Source organism: Streptomyces sp. NBC_01334, from assembly GCF_035983595.1.
Classification (GTDB): Bacteria; Actinomycetota; Actinomycetes; order Streptomycetales; family Streptomycetaceae; genus Streptomyces; species Streptomyces coriariae.
On record NZ_CP130718.1, the window covers coordinates 7526006 to 7546876 of the forward strand.

Consider the following 20871-nt stretch of genomic DNA (forward strand, 5'->3'; position numbering starts at 1 on the left):
TTCCGGCGGCTGTCGCCTGGTCAAGGCCCTGCCGGCCGCGCGGGTGCGGCGGTGCGGGATCACTTCCGAGCCGTCGACGACCGTTCGGTCGCCGGCGTCGGGACACTCGCCGTCCGTCCGGCCGGCGCGCTGTCCGCCGGCGTTCGGCAACCGGCGCCGGGAGCCGTCACCGGCGTGCGTTGACGGTCGCCTCGGCCACCGACTGCCGACCGGCGTCTGTGCGGTGGCGCTCCTGGGTGCCTTCTTCGCGTCGCACGACAGGACTGCTGCTCGCTGCCGCCCGCGCGGGGACGCCGGCACCGCCGACCGCGTCGGCGGGCAGCCGATTGCGAGAACGCTTTCCGGCAAGTGCTCCGTCACGGCAGGCGAATCGCCGGGATTCTCGGAGTTTTCTCGGGCGGAGGGCGGAGGGCGGAGGGCGGAGGGCGGAGGGCGGAGGGCGTACCGGCGTTGTCGGTGCGCGCAACACTGCATCCCTTCCGTCGTCGTGAAGGTGGTGCGGTTCCGCATGGATCATGCGGGTGGTGCGGTACGGCTCCTCGCACCGGCGAAAACGGTGCGCTTGGCGTTTCTCTGACCGACCGACTGCAACGCCCCTTCGAGCGCGAACGTCGCCGCGCCCAGACAGGCCGGGTCGGTGGGGATGGGGGAGAGGACGATCCGGTTGGCGGCCAGCGGCCGCTTCAGCGCGTGCCGGGCGACTGCCTCGCGCACCTCGTCGAGGAGGGGTTCGCCGAGCCGCGCGGCGACCCAGCTGCTCAGGACGACCACCTCGGGGTTGAGCACGTTGACCAGGTTGGCGATGCCCGCGCCGAGGTAGCGGGCGGTGTCGCGGACGACCTTGACGGCCACCGGGTCGTTCGCCGCGACCCCGGCGGCCAGGGCGTCGATGGTGGCCGTCTGGTCGTCGGGATGCAACAGCGGGCTCCGCGGGCTGAGTTCACGCAGGTTCTGCATGATGCCGGGCGCGCCGACGTACGTCTCCACACAGCCGTGGTTGCCGCAGCGGCACAGCCGCCCGTCGAGCACGAGCGTGGTGTGCCCCCACTCGCCGGCGCTGTTGCTGACGCCCCGGTGCAGCCCGCCGCCCAGGACGAGACCGGCCCCGACTCCCGTGCCCAGGTTGACCACCACGGCGTCCCCGTGCCCGCGCGCCGCCCCGAACCACAGCTCGGCGACCGCGCCCGCCCGCAGCGGGTTGTCCAAGTACAGGGGGTACGCGATGTGTTCGGAGAGCAGGTCGAGCAACGGCACGTCGTGCCAGTCCCAGTTGGGCGCGTACTCGGAGATGCCGGTGGCCCGGTCCACCTGCCCCGGCACGCTCACCCCGACGCCGAGCACCCGGGCGGCCTCGACCCCGGCCTGCGCGACCACTGAACCGGCGGCCGCGGCGACATGACCGACCACCTGCTCGGGGCGGCTCTCGCCGGGCCGCATGTTCTCCTCGGCGCGGGCCAGCACGTTCAGCGCGAGGTCGAAGAGCTCGACATGGACGTAGGTCTCCGCGATGTCCACGCCGATCAACGCGCCCCCCGACGCGTTGACGGCCACGAGGCCCCGCGGGCGGCCACCCGCCGAGTCCTCGAACCCGACCTCGGTGATCATGCGGAGGTCGAGCAGCTCGCCGACGAGGGTGGCGACGGTGGCGAGCGAGAGACCGGTGGCGGCCGCGAGCTCCTGCCGGGAGGTGGGCGAGGCGGCGATGATCTGACGCAACACCTCGTAGCGGTTCGCGGTGCGGATGTCCCGTGATGTGCCGCGCTTCATGCAGCGTGCCCCCTCATCCCTTCCGTGCCCTTCCGTGGCGGGCGGGCCCGCACTGCGACGGCACCGGCGCCGCGCCAGGCTATGGGCTGCCGAACCGTTCGACAAGGGGTTAGGAAAGGGGCTTTATAAAGTCGCCCGGACTCGCGCGCTCAGCCTGCCAGCACGTCCCGCACGAAGGCGTTGGTGAACTTGCCGGCCGGATCCAGCACCCGCGCGAGGGCCGTGAAGTCGTCGATCCGGGGATACCGTGCGTGCACCACGCCGGCCGGCATCTCGAACACCTTGCCCCAGTGCGGCCGCGGCTCGAAGGGCTCCAGCGCGGCTTCCACCGCCCGCACCACCGGGAGCACGGCGGCCGTGTCCTCGACCCAGGTGAAGTGCAGCGCCACGGTGTCGCGTCCGTAGGAGGGACTCAGCCACTGCTCGTCGGCGGCCACCGTACGCACCTCGCAGACCTGGAGCACGGGGGCGACTGTCTGCCGGATACCGTCGATCGCATACAGCGCCTCGGTGGCATGCCGGCGCGCCAGCAGGTACTCGCTCTGCAGCTCGTTCCCGCTGCTCGGGGTGAACTCCGCCCGGAAGTGCGGCAGCCGCTCGTGCCACGGCCCCGGCACCCCGAACTGCTCGGTGCAGTTGACCGCCGGCATACCCGGTACCGGATGCAGCGCCTCCACGGCAGGCGTCGCCCACGGGAAGTCGGCGAGGGGCTCGTCCGTGCGCCGTTTCAGCCACACCTGCCGGAAGCCGGGCGCGCCCCAGTCGGTGAACAGGCTGACGCTGTACGCGGCCCCCGCGACGGTCTCGAAGTCCAGCCCGTCCAGGGGCAGTTCGGTGAACGTGTGCTGCTCGACCTCATAGCCCGGCTGCAGGTCGAGGACGAGCGCGGTGACCACCCCGAGAGCGCCCAGCGAGGTGACGGCCCCACCGAACCGCCGGTCGCCGCGTCCGATGACGACGGTCGAGCCGTCGGCGGTGACGATCTCGACCTCCCGTACGGCCGAGGCGAGCGAGCCGTTGCCGACCCCCGACCCGTGGGTACCGGTGGCCACCGACCCGGCGACCGAGATGTGCGGCAGGGAGGCCATGTTCGGCAGCGCGAGCCCGCGCTCGTGCACGCGGCGCGCCAGCTCGGCGTACCGGACCCCGCCCGCGACCCGCACGGTCCGGGCCGCCGTGTCGACGTCGACCTCACCGGCCAGCGCGCCCAGCGACAGCAGCACCCCGTCGGCGCCGGGCTCGGCGATCTCGTTGAACGAGTGCCCGCTGCCCAGCACCCGCACCCGCCCGCTCCCCGCCACCAGCGAGCGGAGCGCGTCGAGAGAGCGCGGACGGTGCAGTTCGCCGGCGGCGAAGGTGATGTTGCCGGCCCAGTTGGTAACGGTTTCGGTCATGCGACTGCTCGCCCCTCCCGAGGAGATCGAGAACCCGGAATTCCCAGGTGGAACCTACCTTGCCCGCAACACGAGGCCCCCGCCCCCACCCCCGCGCGGCCGGGGGCATACCGTGAGGAGTCGTACGCCTGAGCCGGGAGGAGAGACGGATGGACAGCCGTACCGCGCTGGTCGAGGATCTGATGGAGCGGTTTCCGCATGTTCCGCGGGAGGCCGTCTTCAAGGAGGACCTGCTGCGCGGAGGCGTGGCCTTCGACCCCTCCGCCCTGAGTGACAACGAGTCGGGCGAGGTCAAACCGAAGTCCTACTTCATCTTCTCCTTCGACCACGGCACCCTGCCCGAGCTGGGCGAGGCCGCGCTGCGCCGCCCGCCGGAGGAGATCATCCTCACGGGAGGCCCCTACGACCTGCGGCGGACGGTCGTCTCGGTCCGGGTGAATCCGTCCTCCCCGTACCGCGTCGCGGCGGACGACGAGGGTCTGCTCGGGCTCTACCTCGACGGAAAGCGCATCGCCGACGTCGGCGTGCCGCCGATGCCGGAGTACTACCGGCACAAGCTCTCCAACGGGAAGTCCGTCATGGAGGTCGCCCCGACCATCCAGTGGGGTTACCTGATCTATCTGACCGTTTTCCGGGTGTGTCAGTACTTCGGCGCCAAGGAGGAGTGCCAGTACTGCGACATCAACCACAACTGGCGCCAGCACAAGGCGGCCGGCCGGCCGTACACGGGAGTGAAGGACGTCGAGGAGGTCCTCGAGGCCCTGGAGATCATCGACCGGTACGACACCCAGAAGGCGTCCACCGCCTACACCCTCACCGGCGGCGCGATCACCAAGACCGTCGCCGGCCGGGACGAGGCCGACTTCTACGGTCACTACGCCAAGGCCATCGAGGAGCGCTTCCCGGGCCGCTGGATCGGCAAGGTCGTCGCCCAGGCGCTGCCCCGCGACGACGTGCAGCGCTTCAAGGACTACGGGGTGCAGATCTACCACCCCAACTACGAGGTGTGGGACCGCCGGCTGTTCGAGCTGTACTGCCCGGGCAAGGAGCGCTACGTGGGCCGCGACGAGTGGCACAAGCGGATCCTCGACTCGGCGGAGATCTTCGGCGCGCGAAACGTGATCCCCAACTTCGTCGCGGGGGTGGAGATGGCCGAGCCGTTCGGTTTCACCACCGTGGACGAGGCCATCGCCTCCACCACGGAGGGTCTGCGTTTCTTCATGTCGCAGGGCATCACGCCGCGCTTCACCACCTGGTGCCCGGAGCCCACCACCCCGCTGGGCAAGGCCAACCCGCAGGGTGCGCCGTTGGAGTACCACATCCGGTTGCTGGAGGCCTACCGCGCCACCATGGACGAGTTCGGTCTCTCCTCGCCTCCCGGCTACGGACTGCCCGGACCCGGCCGCGCGGTGTTCTCCGTCAGTTCCTTCATGGACAGCCTTCCGGCAGAGGACTCGGCGACCGTATAGTCCGCGCAACGGTCACCACGGTCCGCGGAGCAGCCCGCGCAAAGGTCCGTGAAAAAGTCGGTGAAACCGATGTCGAAACATGGCGTCGGTAGTGAACACAGGGCGGTCCGCGTCCGTACTTGAGGCCGGAGTACCGGGCGCGGCCGCCTTCTCGTCGTCCCGTTCGACTGTCTGTCCTGCTGTCCTGACATGACATCTGAACAGGGCGCTTGTCAGTTGTGTTGGAAACGTGAAAAGCTCTGCCCCTGCCGCGAGGTTCCCCCCAACTCCATTGCCGTCATGGTGAGTTGACCTCGCTTGTGGATGCAGGAGACTCATGCCCGACCTGCCGACCCCGAAGGACGCCGCCGAGGCCGCGCTGTTCTCCGAGTGCTGGGACGCCGTCCTGTCGTACGCCGATCTGTGTACGTCCGGCTCGACCGCGGCGAACCAGCTGGCCCGTGAGGCGTTCGCACTCGGCATACGCGAGGCCCGCGCCGCCGAGGACGGTACCGCACGAGGTGCCGGCCGCCGCTCGTCCCGGCTGCCCCGGATCCCGCTGCTGCTGACCGCCGTACGCACCACCGCCGCCGCCTGGGAAGCCCGGGGACAGGGCCACAAACTCGACCCCGACCTGCGCCTGTGGCTCAACTCCGACAAGGCCGCACGCTACGTCGGACCGCCCCTGAGCCGTCCCATCGCCCTGCGCGGACTGCGTGACATGCAGGAACCGGACGCCGCTCTGCTGTGGCTGGCCGAGGTGGAGGCGCTGCCGCTGCAGGCCGTGGTCCGCAGGCAGGGCCTCGACCCGACCGCCGCGGTGGAGGAGCTGAACCAGGTCCGCGGACTGTTCCGGGACCGCTGCCACCGCAACCATCTCGACACGCCGATGGACGCGGAGTGCCGCAGCTACGTCCGGCTCCTGGACGCCGTCACCCGCTCGCCCGCCGCCGACACGCCCCCCGACCTCTCCCGCCACCTCGCCACCTGCGTGGAGTGCGCGGAGGCCGCCGCCTGTCTGCGGCTGCACGGAGGCGGCCTGCCCGCCGCCCTCGCCCAGGGCGTCATCGGCTGGGGCGGCCTGGCCTACCTGGAGCGCCGCCGCCGGGCCGCCGAGGTGCGCCTCGGCCCCGGCCGCCCGGACGCGCCGGACGCCGTGGGAGCCGCGGAACAGGTCGCCGCGAGCAGGGCGCGCGTGCTGCGCGGCGGCATGCTCGCCGCCGCGGTGCTGGTCTCCGTGGTGGCACTCGCCGTGTCGATGATGCCCGGCGACACCGGCGGCGGCAGCGGCGGCGAGAACGTCGCCCAGGGCAACCCCGCGGACAGCACCCCGGTGGCCGGTCCCGGCTCCGTCCTGCCGTCGGCGGATCCCGTCACCTCCGCCGCGCCGTCCTCGTCCCGCCCGGCGGCGTCCGCGAGCGGTACGCCCTCGGCGACGGGCGGCGACGACGCCGGGAAGCCCGACCCCGAGCCCCAGGGCACCTCCTCGGCCACCGCCGGTGCCGGGGGGAGCGAGGAGGAGGCGGCCTGCGAGGTCACGTACGACCTCGTCAACCAGTGGCCCGACGGCTTCCAGGCCACCGTCACCGTCACCACCGCCGTGACGCTCGACGCCTGGCGCGTGGCCTGGTCCTTCCGCGACGGCCAGAAGGTCGACCAGATGTGGGACGCGAGCCTCGCCCAGAACGGCTCACGGGTCACCGCGACCGCCGCCGACTACAACCGGTCCGTCTCCGCGAACGGCACGCTCACCTTCGGTTTCCTCGCCTCCTGGCAGAACAAGAACAGCGCGCCGTACGCGTTCACCCTCAACGGGCAGACGTGCACGAGCTCTTGACGCACCACGGCTGAACCGGGCACCGACGGAAGCGGAGCGCAGAGGGAGAGGGAGGCGGGAACCCCGCCTCCCTCTCCCTCTGCGGGTCCGAGGACTCTGTGCGTGAAGGACGATCCAGGGGCAGGGCGCAGCCGCGTCGGCCACGCGCGCGTGGCGATGTCGGCGAGTGGGCCGGAATTGGGTGGCAACCGGCTTCCTGCGCCCCTATCCTGAGTGAGCTTTGAGCGGGGCCGACGGCCGCGCTGTCAGTCGTGTGAGGAACATGAGGAACGGGAGGTGTGACCGATGACTGTCGCCGAGAAGGGTGCTGTTCGCAGCGACCAGACGTTCGTTCACTCCACCTCCGCGGTCTCCGGCTGACCACTTCTTCCGCCTCGCGTACGCGAGCGCTGCCGGGGCCGCCCCTGTGAAGGGTCCCCCTTGCATTTCTCCTCCGTCTCCTCCACCTCCCTCTCCTCCTCTTCGGCTTCGCCGCTGCCTCTCGCCGCGTACGGCTGGGACGCCGACCGGGAGACCGAGTTCGCCCCCTACGCCGAGCGGGGCCTGCTGCCCGGCCGCGTGGTGCGGGTCGACCGTGGGCTGTGCGATGTCGTCACCGCGGCGGGCATCGTGCGCGCCGACACCGAGTTCGTCGTTCCCCGTGACCCGCTGAAGGTCGTGTGCACGGGCGACTGGGTCGCCGTCGACCCCGAGGACGCCGATCCGCGGTACGTACAGACACTTCTGACGCGCCGTACGGCCTTCGTACGTTCCACCTCCTCCAAGCGGTCCGAGGGACAGATCCTCGCCGCCAACGTCGACCACGCCGTCGTCGCGATGTCCCTGGCCGTCGAACTCGACCTCGGCCGCATCGAGCGGTTCGTGGCGCTGGCCTGGGAGTCCGGTGCCCAGCCCGTCGTCGTGCTCACCAAGGCCGACCTGGTGCCCGACCCGGTCGCGCTGTCGTACCTCGTCGAGGACGTCGAGGCGAGCGCGCCCGGCGTGCCCGTGCTCACCGTCTGCGCGCGCGACGGCGACGGCGTCGAGGAGCTCGCCGCGCTCCTCGGGCGGGGCACCTCCGTGCTGCTCGGGGCGTCCGGCGCGGGCAAGTCGACGCTCGCGAACGCGCTCGTCGGCGAGGACGTGATGGGCGTCCAGGCCACCCGCGACATGGACGGCAAGGGGCGGCACACCACCACCACCCGCAACCTGCTGTCGCTGCCCGGCGGGGGCGTCCTCATCGACACACCCGGACTGCGCGGCGTCGGCCTCTGGGACGCCGGCACCGGGGTCGGACAGGTCTTCTCTGAGATCGAGGAGTTCGCCCGGGACTGCCGGTTCCACGACTGCGCGCACGAGTCCGAGCCGGGGTGCGCGGTGCGGGCGGCCGTCGAGGACGGGCAGCTGCCGACGCGCCGGCTGGAGAGCTACCACAAGCTCGTCCGGGAGAACCAGTGGATCGTCGCCAAGTCCGACGCCCGCATGCGCGCCGACGTCCGCCAGGACTGGAAGCGCAAGCAGGCAGCCGGCCGGGCCGCGGGAGAGGCGAAGCGAGGGCGCGGGCCGTGGCGACCCGCCCCTCCGCGGTAACACGTGCCTGTTCCGGTAACGCTTGCCGGACCGGCACTGCGTGGGCGGTCCGGCACTGCGTGGGCGGTCCGGCACTGCGTGGGCGGTCCGGTAACGCTTGTCGGGTTCGGTAAAGGCGCGCTTGTTCCGGAAAACGTCGCCCGGCTGTTCCCGTAACGCTTGCCGGTCCGGTAACGCACGTCTGTTCCGGTAACACTTGCCGGTGGTCCGGTAGCGCGTGCGTGGTCCGGTAACGCACGCCTGTTTCGGTAACGCTTGCCGGTGGTCCGGTAACACGTGCCTGCTCGGCAACCTGTTTCCGGTCCAACGTCACGTCCGATTTCCGCTAGCACCGTTTCTCCCGGGCGCGAAGACTGGAGTCCATGACGGACCAGGACACGCAGTACGAGGCGGTCCGCAGCAGGGACGCCCGCTTCGACGGCGAGTTCTTCTTCGCCGTCGAGACCACCGGCATCTACTGCCGGCCCAGCTGCCCCGCCGTGACGCCGAAACGCCACAACGTGCGCTTCTTCGCGACGGCCGCCGCCGCGCAGGGCTCGGGTTTCCGGGCCTGCCGACGGTGCCGCCCGGACGCCGTGCCGGGATCGGCCGACTGGAACGCGCGTGCCGACGTCGTCGGCCGGGCCATGCGGCTGATCGGTGACGGCGTCGTCGACCGGGAGGGTGTCACCGGGCTCGCCGTACGGCTCGGCTACAGCGCCCGTCAGGTGCAGCGGCAGCTCACCGCCGAGCTAGGCGCGGGACCGGTCGCCCTGGCCCGGGCGCAGCGCGCGCACACCGCGCGGGTCCTGCTCCAGACGACGGGCCTGCCGGTCACGGAGATCGCCTTCGCGTCCGGGTTCGCCAGCGTGCGCCAGTTCAACGACACCGTCAGGACCGTGTACGCGACGACCCCGACCGAACTGCGGGCCGCCGTCCGTGCGACCCGCCGCACCGCCACCCCGTCCGCGGGGATCCCGCTGCGGCTCGCCCACCGGGGCCCGTACCACGCGGGCACCGTGTTCGACCTGCTGCGACGGGAGGCCGTGGCCGGGGTGGAGGAGGTGAGCGGGCCGCCCGGCGGTCGCACCTACCGCCGGACGTTGCGGCTGCCGTACGGCACCGGGATCGTCGCCGTCGACGAGCGGGCGGGTGACCCGGGCCGGGCCTCGGCCGTGCACCCCGGCGGGTGGCTCGACGCCCGGCTGCATCTCACCGATCCGCGCGACCTCACCACCGCCGTCCAGCGGCTGCGCAGGCTGCTCGACCTCGACTCCGACCCGTACGCCGTCGACGAGCGGCTCGGCGCCGATCCGAGGCTCGCCCCGCTGGTCGCCGCCCGGCCCGGGCTGCGTGCGCCGGGTGCCGCTGATCCGGAGGAGTACGCGGTGCGGGCGGTCGTGGGGCGGGCGGCGGCCGAACGGCTCGTTCGCGCCTACGGCAAGGCCCTCGACGCGCCCTGCGGGACCCTCACCCACCTCTTCCCCGAACCGGCCGTCCTGGCGCAGTCCGGATCCGAGTCCGGGTCCGGGTCCGGGTCCGAGGGGCCGCTGGGAGTCCTCACCGCCGCCCTCGCCGACGGCACCGTACGGCTGGACCCGGGCGTCGACCGGGACGACGCCCAGGAGGCGCTGCTCGCGCTGCCCGGGCTGGACGCCCGTACGATCGCGGAGATCCGTGCCCGTGCCCTCGGCGACCCCGACGTCGTGCCGCCCGGCGTGGACGTCCCCGACAGCTGGCGCCCCTGGCGCACCTACGCCCTGCACCACCTGCGCGCCGCGGAGGAACGATGACCGACCTGACGTACTGGACCAGCGTGGAGAGCCCGCTCGGCCCTCTGCTGCTCACCGCCGACGCCGACGCCACGCTGACCTCCCTCTCCGTGCCCGGACAGAAGGGCGGACGGACCGTCCAGGACGGCTGGCGGCACGACCCCGGGCCCTTCCGCTCCGCCGAGGAGCAGCTCGCCGCCTACTTCGCCGCCGACCTGAAGGAGTTCCGGCTGCCGATGCGCAGTGACGGCACCGAGTTCCGCGAGCGCGTGTGGGCCGCCCTCGACTCCGTGCCCTACGGCGCGACCACGACCTACGGCGAGATCGCGGCCCGCGTCGGCGCCTCGCGGATGGCCGTACGGGCCGTCGGCGGGGCGATCGGGGCGAATCCGTTGCTGATCGTGCGCCCCTGCCACCGGGTGATCGGCGCGGACGGCTCGCTGACGGGATACGCGGGCGGGCTGGAGCGCAAGGTGCGGCTGCTCTCGCTGGAGGGCTCGCTCGAGGAGCCGTTCCGGACTCTGGCCTGATCGAGGGGCCGCCGCCGGGGCGTGTCATCCCCGGAACCGTCACCCCAGAACGGCCATCCCCGGAACGGTCATCCCCACAGAACAGTCCCCAGCCATGCCCCCATGATCAACAGGCAGGTGAACAGCTCCGTGAGGACGCTGGAGCCGCCCGAGCGCATCGCCGTGCGCAGGGCCGCCCGGGCTTCGCCGTGACGGCCCAGGCGGAGACGTTCGGAGAGATAGATGCCGCCCATGAAGCCCGGGATCGCGCCGATCACGGGGATCAGGAAGAAGCCGAGGAACGCGCCGAGCCCCGCACAGGCCGCCATCCGGGGGGTCGCGCCGCTCTCCCGCAGCCGACGGGGCGGCAGCGTCCAGCGCACCACCTGCGACAGGAACAGCGTGACCGTGGCGCCGACCAGCACGACCCAGGCGGCCGGCTGCGGATCCTCCAGCGCCCACCACAGGACCGCGGCCCACACCAGCCACGACCCCGGCACACCGGGCACCAGCACTCCGCACAGGCCGAGCAGAATGACCACTCCGACCAGCAGGAGTTGACCCACTCCCATCTGCCCAGAGTGCCCGAGTCAGGGAGAACCCGCAGGTCAGCCGTACGGCATCGGGCCGCTGACGGGTACGGTCAGTGCTCCCGGGCCACCCAACCCCGTTCGTATGCGTGCCAGCCCAGTTGCAGCCGGGTCGTCACTCCTGTCAGCTCCATCAGCCCCTTCACCCGGCGTTGCACGGTCCGCAGCCCGAGGTCGAGCTGCTTGGCCGCGCTCGCGTCGGTCATCCCGGCCAGCAGCAGGGACAGGATCTCCAGGTCGGTGGGGTCGGGACCGTCCGGGGCCTGCTCGACCACACCGGCCGCGCCGAGGCGCAGCGGCAGCGCCTCCCGCCACACCGACTCGAACAGGCCCGACAGCAGTTCCAGCAACCCGCTGGCGTGCACCACCAGCGCGGCGGGCTCCGCCGAGCGGCCGGTCAAGGGCACCAGGGCGAGCGAGCGGTCGGCGACGACCAGCTTCGTCGGCACCCGGTCCACCACCCGCACCTGTTCGTCCCGGCGCAGCGCGGCGGTCAGCTCCGCCATGCCGTCCGGCTGGTCGAGCACGGCCCGCTCCAGTACGACGCGGTAGCGCACCCCGCGGGCCGTTGCCCGCTCCTCGGCGTCGTTCTCGCCGCCGGTGACGGCCACCGGGGTGCCGGTGACCAGCGCGCACACCTCCTCGCTCGCCCCGAGCTGGATCTGGAGGAAGCGTTGGGAGACGGCGGCGGCGCCCGTCACCACCTCGACCAGGTCGTGCACCGCCGGTTCGGCCGCCGCCGCCCGGTACTCCTCGGCGAGCAGGGCCGCCGCCAGCTCCGCCTTCTCCAGCTCGTGCCGCTGCTGGGTGAGCAGCGCCCCCAGGGCGACGCCCGGAGGCGCGGCGACCCAGCGGCCGGGGCGACCCGAGGACTGCGCGGCGAGACCGTGCCGCTCCAGCCGCCGCAGCGCGCGTTCGGTGTCGTGCTCGCCGAGCGCCAGCCGACGCGCCAGGTCCGGCACGTCGGCGGCGCCCACGGACACCAGCGCCCGGTACGCCGACTCGTGCGTCCCGTCCAGCCCTATCGCTCCCAGCATCGGGTGCTTCCCTCCTTCTGACGTCCCGTGAATGGCGGGAAACAGCCACGGCGTAAACCCGCCGCCGCACATCATCGCCGTACCGTCGGTCACTCTGCCAAGGTGTGGCCACGGCGGAAACACGTGATCATCCACTGATCATCCACAGCGGAGGTCCAGGAGCGCCGTGCAGACTCGGGCCGGTCGGCCACAACGCCGCGGCGCGGAAACCTTTCGAGAACGTGATCCGGGCTCATGACGCGCAGGGGCGCATAGGGGATATGGGCCTGGGTCACCCCATGTCGCCGGGCGGTTCTCCCGTGGGGGGTGGAACCGCCCGGCGACCTTTGTCGTGCCGTGCTTCGCACTGGCGTTCAGGACGTCACTCGGTCCGCTGTTCGACACACGTGTGGTGGCGCATTTTCCGGATGCCCCGTTTTCATCCGGCCCGCGCAGTGGACAATCGGGGGCATGAGCCAGCAGGGGGGAAGGCCCACCGGTCACGAGGACGACTGGTGGGGGCAGCTGTACGACGACGCCACCGAGGACACGGGGTCCGCGCGCACCGCAGACTCCCTGGACGACCGTTTCGCCTCGGCCGCCGGAGCGGTGCGCTCGGGTGGTGCGGCCGGTGCGGCGGAGAACGCGGGTACGCCGGACGACGTCGGCGGTCCCGGGTCCACGGCGGCCCCGCGGCACCCGAAGGACGCGGGCGACACGGGGGACCGGACGGGCGGCGCGGATGTCCCCGGCGGCGTGGGCCCGTTGCCGGCACCCCGTGCCGAGCGGTCCGGTTCCGCCGGGCAGACCGACTGGTGGACCTCGTCGGCCGCCACGACGGCGGGGGCGTCCCCGTCTCCGGAGGCAACCGTTCCGCTGCCTCGGAGCCGACCGGCCGCCGATTCCGCCACCGAGTCCGCCCCGGGGCGGGACGCCGGGTGGGAGACCCCGTGGGATGCCGGGCCGGATCCCGAGCAGGCTGCTGGTGCTGGTGTCGGACGCGACGGCGACGAGCGCGAGGGCTGGAACGACGAGCCTGGCACCGGACGGGACTCCGGACCGGACTTCTGGCGGGACGGCGGACGGGATTCCGGACGGAACTCCGCGCGGGACGACATCGGGCGCAGTCCAGAGCGTGACGTCGGCGAGCGGGATGTCGGCGTCCGCGCAGGCGCCGTGGGGACGGACCAGGGTGCCGGCCCGTCGGGGCGGCACCGCGCTCCCTGGGAGCCGCCGGCGGACACACCCGCCGGTCCGACGAACCTCCTGCCCCGCCCGCTGCCACCGGGATTCGCCGAGCGGCCGCCCCGCGACCCCGCCCGCTCCACCGCCGACGGCCTCACGTCGACGGAGACACCCCCCGACGCCGCCGAACCTCCGCCGCCGTCCACCCCGCCCGCACTGCCGACGACCTCACCTGCCGAGCAGACGACCTCACCCGCCGGGCAGACGACCGCGCCCGCACCCGGTGAGGGCACCGGGCCGGCCTCACCCGCCGCGCCGCCCCCACCGCCCGCGATGCCCCCCGTGCCGGCCCACGCGCCGCCGCCCCCACAGGCCCCCACCGCCTCCGTCGACGGGTCGGCGGCCCCCCTCTACGCGACGAATCCCGCGCCCGCCCCCGAACGCGAGCCGGACTCCGAACGCGCCCCCGTCTCCCCGAACACCTCCCCACCGGACCATCCCCCCACCGTCCCCAGCCTCTCCGCCCTGCCGGCCGTCCCGCCCCTGTCGACCTCCAAGGACTACGTCGGTTCGGGGCCGCCCACCTACGACGCCGAGCCCACCGCTCTTCCGCCCGCGGACCCGGACGACCTCGCCGACCTGGTCGCCGACACCGTCCTGGACGGGGCCCGGTACGGAGTCTGGGCGCTGCGGGCCGCCTCGGTGCGGGGGGACTCCGCGCGGTACCGGGGGGAGCCGCGCCGTGACTCGTTCCTCACCGCCCGCTTCGGTGCGGGGGAGCAGGCGCTGATCCTGGTCGCGATGGCGACCGGTGCCCGGGCGACCCCGGGCGCGCATCGGGCGGCCGCTGAGGTGTGCCGGTGGATCGGGCGGGCCGTGGGCCGCAGTCACGTCCGGCTCGCGGAGGACATGCGGGCGGCCAGGCGCGGAGACCTGAAGTCGGGCCTGCACCGGCTCACCGACCGCAGCCTCGGCCGGCTCCGCGCCAGCGCCGCGGAACAGGGCCTGGAACCGGAGGAGTACGCGGCCACCCTGCGCTGTCTGCTCCTGCCCGCCGACCCCGCCTGCCGTACGCGCGTCTTCTTCGGCGTCGGCGACGGCGGACTGTTCCGGCTGCGCGACGGTGTGTGGCAGGACATCGAGCCGCAGGTGGGCGAGGTGGCGGGCGCACCGGTCGTCGGGTTCGGCTCGCTGCCCGCCGAGACCCCCGAGGGCGACCGGCTCACCATGGACCTGGGCATCACCACACCGCCGAACCCCTACGACCCGGACCCCGAACCGCCCCGCGAGCCCTTCCGTTTCAGAGCCTCCGTAGCCCGCCCGGGTGACACGCTGCTGATGTGCACGGACGGCCTGGCCGAACCCCTGCGCGGGGAGCGGGAGCTGTCCGCGTACCTGGCGGGACGCTGGTCGGGTCCCACTCCGCCCGGTCTCGCCGCCTTCCTCGCCGACACCCAGGTGAGGGTGAAGGGCTACGCCGACGACCGCACGGCGGCGGCCGTCTGGGAGGCGTAACCGAGTCGCCGCGGCCACTGTGGAGTCAGGGACCCGAGGAGACCGAAGGGGTGCGTCGATCCATGGCCAAGCAGAACGTCGCGGAACAGTTCGTGGACATCCTCGCCCGCGCGGGAGTGCGGCGCCTCTACGGTGTCGTGGGGGACAGCCTCAACCCCGTGGTGGACGCGGTGCGGCGCAACCCCGCCATCGACTGGATCCACGTCCGGCACGAGGAGACGGCTGCCTTCGCCGCCGGCGCGGAAGCCCAGATCACCGGGAAACTCGCGGCCTGTGCGGGGTCCTGCGGACCCGGCAACCTCCATCTCATCAACGGCCTCTACGACGCCCACCGCTCCATGGCCCCCGTTCTGGCCCTGGCCTCGCACATTCCGTCCAGCGAAATCGGTCTCGGCTATTTTCAGGAAACCCACCCCGATCAGCTGTTCCGCGAGTGCAGCCACTACAGCGAGCTGATCTCCAGCCCGAAACAGATGCCCCGGCTGTTGCACACCGCCATCCAGAACGCGGTCGGGCGCAGTGGCGTCAGCGTCGTGTCGCTGCCCGGTGACATCGCCGACCAGACGGCCCCCGAGAAAGCCGTCGAAACCGCTCTCGTCACCGCCCGGCCCACCGTCCGCCCCGGCGACGCCGAGATCGACGCGCTGGTCGCGATGATCGACGCGGCCGACAAGGTCACGCTGTTCTGCGGCAGCGGCACGGCCGGCGCGCACGCCGAGGTCATGGAGTTCGCCGGGAAGATCAAGTCGCCGGTGGGGCATGCGTTGCGCGGCAAGGAACACATTCAGTACGACAATCCGTACGACGTCGGGATGAGCGGCCTCCTCGGCTACGGCGCCGCCTACGAGGCCACCCACGAGTGCGACCTGCTGATCCTGCTCGGAACGGATTTCCCCTACAACGCCTTCCTCCCCGACGACGTGAAGATCGTCCAGGTCGACGTGCGCCCCGAACACCTCGGCCGACGCTCGAAACTGGACCTTGCCGTATGGGGCGACGTACGGGAGACCCTGCGCTGTCTCATCCCGCGGGTGCGGGCCAAGGAGAACCGGCGATTCCTCGACCGGATGCTGAAGAAGCACGCCGACGCGCTGGAGGGGGTGGTGAAGGCCTACACGCGGAAAGTGGAGAAACACGTTCCCATCCATCCGGAGTATGTCGCCGCCGTCCTCGACGAACTCGCCGACGAAGACGCCGTGTTCACCGTCGACACCGGTATGTGCAACGTCTGGGCGGCCCGCTATCTCACCCCCAACGGCCGTCGACGTGTCATCGGTTCCTTCTCGCACGGCTCCATGGCGAACGCGTTGCCCATGGCGATCGGCGCCCAGTTCACCGACCGCCGCCGGCAGGTCGTGTCGATGTCCGGCGACGGCGGATTCGCCATGCTGATGGGCGACTTCCTGACGCTGGTGCAGTACGACCTGCCGGTGAAGGTCGTGCTCTTCAACAACTCGTCGCTGGGCATGGTCGAGTTGGAGATGCTGGTCGCCGGACTGCCCTCGTACGGCACGACCAACAAGAACCCCGACTTCGCCGCCGTCGCCCGCGCCTGCGGTGCCCACGGTGTGCGCGTCGAGAAGCCCAGACAGCTGGCCGGCGCACTGAAGGACGCCTTCCGGCACAAGGGCCCGGCCCTCGTCGACATCGTCACCGACCCCAACGCCCTGTCCATCCCGCCGAAGATCAGCGCCGAGATGGTAACCGGCTTCGCCCTCTCCGCCTCGAAGATCGTTCTCGATGGCGGAGTGGGCCGGATGCTCCAGATGGCCCGCTCCAACCTGCGCAACGTGCCCCGGCCGTAGGACGGTGCCGGCCGGTCGGGGCTGTCAGTCGCCGGTCGGGACCCACTGACGTTCACCGTTCTCGGTGCCGTACCAGTAGCGCGGCAGCCCCTTGATACCGCTCGTGCGGAACGGGCGGCCGCGGTCGTCGATACGGACCGTGCCGGTGCGGCCCTGGGACGACCAGTCCAGTTCGAGGTACCAGTCGCAGGCACAGGTCTCGGTCCGTGCCGTGACCAGCAGCACCTCGGGGTCGGTGCTGGACACGCGGTAGGGCAGGCTCACCGCCGGGATCGGCGTGCCCGCGTCGTTGCCGGCGACCGAGTGCGCCACGGGACGGTCCTTGTCCAGGTCGACCGCGAAGTAACGCTTGCTGAGAGAACCGCCGCAGCCCTGGTCCATGGCGTACGCGGTGCCCGGCACGGGTGCGGCACGACCGACGACCCGCACGCGCAGCGCCGTCAGCACGACGGCCGTGGAGTTGCGGCCCTGGACCGAGATCTCCACGTTGGTCTCCCGCCCGTGCACCGCTCCCTGGGCGGTCGCCCAGGGGCCGGCGTCCTGTTCCGCCGGAGGTGGCGGAACCTGTGTCGGCGGCTTGTCGATGACGTAGTCGTGACCGCAACCGAGCGCCCAGACCTGTGAGTCGACGGTCCAGGCGAGCGGTACGCCCGACGCGGGTTCCGAGGCCTTGCCGCCGGCCGGGGAGGTGTCCGGGGCGGGGGAGCTCCTCGCGGGGCGGGCGGATGGGGAGGCGGTGCCCGGTGTGGGTGAGGTGGTCGAGCCGGCGCCCGGTGCAGGGGAGTGGGTTGAGTCCGTCGTCCGGGGCACGGCCGGGGCGGAACCGGCGGATCGGCCGACGTCGCCGGAGGCCGAGGGGCGGCCGCCGCCGGGCAGCGCGGACAGCGTTCCCAGGGTGGCGAGCAGCGCGCAGGCGACACCGAGGGCGACCGTGGTGCGCCGACGGCGGTACCAACGGCGCGGCGGTACCTGTTTCCCGTCCGGTTTCCGAGCCTGCGTGTCTGCCGTAGGCCGGCCTTTCGCTTCTGCCGGTGTTTCGGAGGGTTTCGCGGTCGCCGAGGACGTTGCGGTTTCCGATGTTTCCGGCGCCCCAGTTGTTACTGGCTTTTCCCGAGTTGCCCGCGTTACCGGTAACGCGGCCGTTCCCGGTGTTTCCGACCGCTCGTAGGCCTCACGTGTTTCCCGGGCTGCCGGTGTTTCCCCGGGTTCCGGTGCCTCCGAAGTCGCCGTGGTCCGGGCCCGCTGGCGGGCCGCCACCGCTCGCAGCCATCGCCGGTGCAGTTCGAGGCGTTCCTCCGGTGCCGCCCCGCAGAACTCCGCGAGCCGTTCGACGGGAGCGAAGTCCTGTGGAACCGCTTCCCCGGCGCAGTACCGGTGCAGCGTCGAGGTGTTCATGCCCAGCCGGCGAGCCAGGGAGCCGTAACTGCGCTCCGTGCGCCCCTTCAGTTCCGTCAGAAGCGCCGCGAACTCCGTCACATCGGCCACACCGTCGTCGGTCGACACCGTTCTCCCTGTGTTCGTCCGGCCCGGCGGTCATCCCAGGCACTCATATACCTGCACGTCAGATGGGCTGGGATGGTTCCACCTCGGCCGATCGGGCGCTGACCGTTGCACCGGGCCGCCCAGACCGCCGATGCTCTTGGTGTCGCACCGACCAGGGCCGACCGACCAACCGGCGTCGTGGTGACGACCCACAGCCATGCACTCACTCACGGGGGACCACCCATGTCCAAGCGCACCCGAGCCGGCACGCTCACCGCACTCACGGCCGCGGGCCTCGCCCTCGGTACCGTACTCGCCGTACCGGCGGGCGCCGCCGCTCCGCGGCCGCCCGGTTTCCTCTCGGCCGCCGACCTTCCGCCGCACCCCAGCTCGTCCTGGACGGCAGGCAAGGTCACCGCCGGCGCGTCCCCGGAGGTGGAGGTGGACCGTTGCCTCGGCATGGCGCTGGGCGACGGCCGGGACTCCTGGTACCGGGACTTCCGGACCGACCTCGACACGAGCGCCCGCCAGGTGAGCGTCGAGCTGTCGAGCGTCAGCGCGGCGAAGGGCCGGTTCGCACGGGTCAACCAGGACATCAAGTCGTGCCCGGCGTGGATCGAGCAGGCCGACCCGGAGGTCGAGGCCACGCTCAAGGACTACGGCAAGCTCAACGTGGAGGAAGGCGCCCACGTCTACGGCCTGCACACCGAGACCTCCTGGGGCGCGACCGACATCCGCCTCCTCTCGGTCGGCCGGGACGGTACGACGGTGACGGTCGTGGACTGGGGCCAGCTGGGCGACTTCGGCGACGCCCCGGTGAAGGCCTTCAAGAAGACGACCGTCACGGCCGTCAACAAGCTCCACTGACATACGACCACCGAGGAAGAACCGGGGCCGCCGCCCTCCCGCCACGGGGGTCGGGAGGGCGGCGGCCCCGTACGACCACACAGCCACCGGTCAGGCCGGACAGGCCGCACACACGACACACGGGGAACACGTACATGACCAGCAACAACAGCACGACCGGCGACAACAGCACGACCGGCAAGGGCGGCGCGACCCGTCTCCGTACCGCCCGCCGCCGTACGGCCGTGGCCGCCGGCCTCGCGCTGGCCCTCGGTCTCGGGGTGACGGCGCAGGCCTCCGCCGGCAGCCCGCGCAGCGTGAGCGGCAAGCCGTCCGACAACATCACGCGCATCGCCGACTTCTACGGCGCCTACATCGACGCGGTGACCGACGAGGGCGGCGGCAAGCTCGCGGACGAACTCCGCAAGCACTACCTCACCCCCGCCTTCCAGAAGGAGTTGGCGGCCTGGGAGGACAAGAACCACGCCAACGGCGTCCTCCAGGCGCAGAACGTCCCGCTCGCGTGGAAGGTCACCGACAACGGCACGGCGAACTACACGGAGGCCGTCGTCACGCTCACCTGGGGCAGCGAGACCACGCAGCTCATCGTCGACATGACCCGCGGCACCCACAAGATCTTCCACATCGGCACGAAGGGAGTCGAGGCCGGCTAGGTCGCCGCCGCCCCGACGCAAGCGGTATCGGCTGGCCGGACGCCGGTACCGCGGCACGGGCGGCACAGGTCGTGGTGGAGTGCCGGGAGGCCAACAGTTCGATCATCGATCCGTCCAACCCTCTTCCCTGCCGTGGCCGTTCGCGCACCGGCGGATTCCGGCCAACCTCATCGGCCGCGCGAGGGCGCGCTCGGCGCGGCGGCGCGGTGCGGGTCGGCGGACGACGCGGTGGGGGCGGTGCCTGCTGCCCCACTCTTCTCCGCATACGGCCAGGTAGACAGGGGCGGGTCGGTAGGCGGCCCGATCCCCGGCGGTCGGCGCGCCGCCTGAGCGCGTAGCTACGGAGGCGGCCGGGGCGGCGGCCGTATCGCACCGCGGACACGCCGGCTCGCTCCCGCGCGCGAGGGAGGTGAGGGTCAGGTGCCGTTGCGCGGGGGCACGCCCCCCGGAGGCACATAGGCGGCGTCCTACGGCAGCCCCTTCGCCCGGAATCCGGGGCCGATCGCCGCCTCCGCCCGGCGGCCCGCCCTTTGCGCCAGTGCCTGCCCCGCCGAGCGGAACCGGCCCGTCGACCAGGGCTTTCCCCGCCGGGCGCCGGGCGCGGCGGGATCAGGGGCGGCGTGCACGGCCCGGTCCACCGGCAGCGGCTCGTCCGGCTCGGGCCACGCCGGCGTCGCCGGCGGCACAGGGGCCACATGCAGTGCGGGACGTACGAACCGTCACAGCGCTCGCTCCGGACGCGCTCGGGCGAGGGTGGGACGCGTCGTGTGCGGCCCCTCCCGGACGGCCCGAACAGTGCCGTCGTACGGTCCCGTTCCCGGCGGAGTCCTGGGCTCCCGCTGGAACATGGCCGAACACCCGGGCGTCGATGATTCGACATGACTGGCGCGGTGTCGACCGGGCAAGGATCCCCGTGAACGTGTTCGAGCAGGAGGGGAACCCACATCGACACGCGGGCGGGGGTCATGGAGAGGCAGGCACGGGGAAGCGGTCCGACGGCGATCGCGGGCACCTCGGCGACGAGACAGGCGGGGGAGAGCAGGGCCGAGGACATGGCGGAGCAGGACAGGGCGTCGCAGCTCAGTCGCCGACTCGGACGGGCCGACCTGCGGGCGGTGCCCGAGACACGCCGGGCGCTGAGGGAACTGTTGCGGGGCTGGGGGAGGCCGGGGCGGTCGGAGACGGCGGAACTGCTCACCAGTGAACTCGTCACCAACGCGCTCGTGCACACCGACGACGACGCGGTCCTGACGGCCACCGTCTCACCGTCCGGCCTGCGGGTGGAGGTGCGGGACTCCGTGGCCCACCGTCCCCGGCCGAGGGTGCCGAGCGCCGACGAGGCCACGCACGGCCGGGGTCTGGTCCTGGTGGAGTCCCTCGCGGACACGTGGGGTGTACGGGCGCAGGGCGGCGGCAAGGTCGTCTGGTTCGAACTGGGCGCCGGAGCCGCGTGAGCGAAGACAGCCGGGCGACCGACCGTTGA

The 20871-nt window shown here is 72.3% G+C and carries 16 protein-coding genes; 10 read left to right on the forward strand and 6 right to left on the reverse strand.

The genetic code is table 11. The features are described 5' to 3' along the window. Positions 1-513 precede the first annotated feature (513 nt). A complete protein-coding gene (locus OG736_RS33710) occupies positions 514-1767 on the reverse strand; it encodes an ROK family transcriptional regulator (RefSeq protein WP_327185734.1) in 1254 nt (417 codons plus the stop codon). 149 nt (positions 1768-1916) lie between these two features. Then, a complete protein-coding gene (locus OG736_RS33715; protein WP_327185735.1) occupies positions 1917-3161 on the reverse strand; it encodes an FAD-binding protein in 1245 nt (414 codons plus the stop codon). Between the two features lie 149 nt (positions 3162-3310). Between OG736_RS33715 and OG736_RS33720 the strand changes: the two genes are divergently transcribed. The 5 genes from OG736_RS33720 to OG736_RS33740 all read left to right on the forward strand — a co-directional run bounded on the left by OG736_RS33720 (position 3311) and on the right by OG736_RS33740 (position 10296). Beyond that, the gene (locus OG736_RS33720) at positions 3311-4630 is read left to right on the forward strand and encodes a radical SAM protein (protein WP_020125387.1); all 1320 of its coding nucleotides are present in this window, start codon (positions 3311-3313) and stop codon (positions 4628-4630) included. A gap of 316 nt (positions 4631-4946) precedes the next feature. Continuing rightward, complete coding sequence (locus OG736_RS33725) at positions 4947-6446, forward strand: cellulose binding domain-containing protein (protein ID WP_327185736.1); 1500 nt, start codon at positions 4947-4949, stop codon at positions 6444-6446. A gap of 420 nt (positions 6447-6866) precedes the next feature. Continuing rightward, the gene (rsgA, locus tag OG736_RS33730; RefSeq protein WP_327185737.1) at positions 6867-8015 is read left to right on the forward strand and encodes a ribosome small subunit-dependent GTPase A; all 1149 of its coding nucleotides are present in this window, start codon (positions 6867-6869) and stop codon (positions 8013-8015) included. 362 nt (positions 8016-8377) lie between these two features. Next, entirely contained in the window at positions 8378-9787 is a 1410-nt protein-coding gene (locus tag OG736_RS33735) for a bifunctional transcriptional activator/DNA repair enzyme AdaA (protein WP_327185738.1), read from the forward strand. After that, positions 9784-10296 carry a methylated-DNA--[protein]-cysteine S-methyltransferase gene (locus OG736_RS33740; RefSeq protein WP_327185739.1) on the forward strand — a complete coding sequence of 171 codons (513 nt, stop codon included), beginning with the start codon at positions 9784-9786 and terminating at the stop codon, positions 10294-10296. The genes OG736_RS33735 and OG736_RS33740 overlap by 4 nt, the downstream gene beginning before the upstream one ends. Positions 10297-10364: 68 nt before the next feature. Here the strand turns inward: OG736_RS33740 and OG736_RS33745 are convergent, their stop codons facing one another. Further along, the gene (locus OG736_RS33745; RefSeq protein WP_327185740.1) at positions 10365-10847 is read right to left on the reverse strand and encodes a DUF456 domain-containing protein; all 483 of its coding nucleotides are present in this window, start codon (positions 10845-10847) and stop codon (positions 10365-10367) included. A gap of 71 nt (positions 10848-10918) precedes the next feature. After that, positions 10919-11902, reverse strand: coding sequence for a helix-turn-helix domain-containing protein (locus OG736_RS33750; protein ID WP_327185741.1), 984 nt, complete (start codon positions 11900-11902; stop codon positions 10919-10921). A gap of 450 nt (positions 11903-12352) precedes the next feature. Between OG736_RS33750 and OG736_RS33755 the strand changes: the two genes are divergently transcribed. Continuing rightward, entirely contained in the window at positions 12353-14581 is a 2229-nt protein-coding gene (locus tag OG736_RS33755; protein ID WP_327185742.1) for a protein phosphatase 2C domain-containing protein, read from the forward strand. 62 nt (positions 14582-14643) lie between these two features. Next, on the forward strand, positions 14644-16386 hold the full coding sequence (locus tag OG736_RS33760) for a pyruvate dehydrogenase (protein ID WP_327185743.1): 1743 nt from the start codon (positions 14644-14646) through the stop codon (positions 16384-16386). A gap of 24 nt (positions 16387-16410) precedes the next feature. Here the strand turns inward: OG736_RS33760 and OG736_RS47340 are convergent, their stop codons facing one another. Continuing rightward, positions 16411-17889 carry a helix-turn-helix domain-containing protein gene (locus OG736_RS47340; protein ID WP_442817106.1) on the reverse strand — a complete coding sequence of 493 codons (1479 nt, stop codon included), beginning with the start codon at positions 17887-17889 and terminating at the stop codon, positions 16411-16413. A 222-nt stretch (positions 17890-18111) separates the two neighbouring features. Between OG736_RS47340 and OG736_RS33775 the strand changes: the two genes are divergently transcribed. Continuing rightward, positions 18112-18735, forward strand: coding sequence for a hypothetical protein (locus OG736_RS33775; RefSeq protein ID WP_327185744.1), 624 nt, complete (start codon positions 18112-18114; stop codon positions 18733-18735). A 134-nt stretch (positions 18736-18869) separates the two neighbouring features. Next, positions 18870-19388 carry a hypothetical protein gene (locus OG736_RS33780; protein ID WP_327185745.1) on the forward strand — a complete coding sequence of 173 codons (519 nt, stop codon included), beginning with the start codon at positions 18870-18872 and terminating at the stop codon, positions 19386-19388. 467 nt (positions 19389-19855) lie between these two features. On the opposite strand, the gene OG736_RS33785 is transcribed toward OG736_RS33780, so the two are convergent. Then, positions 19856-20074 (reverse strand): hypothetical protein, encoded by a 219-nt coding sequence (locus tag OG736_RS33785; protein ID WP_327185746.1) that lies wholly within the window; start codon positions 20072-20074, stop codon positions 19856-19858. Positions 20075-20353: 279 nt separating this feature from the next. Here OG736_RS33785 and OG736_RS33790 point away from each other — a divergent pair, with 279 nt between their 5' ends. Next, positions 20354-20842, forward strand: a complete 489-nt coding sequence (locus OG736_RS33790) for an ATP-binding protein (RefSeq protein ID WP_327185747.1) — start codon at positions 20354-20356, stop codon at positions 20840-20842. Positions 20843-20871: the final 29 nt, after the last annotated feature.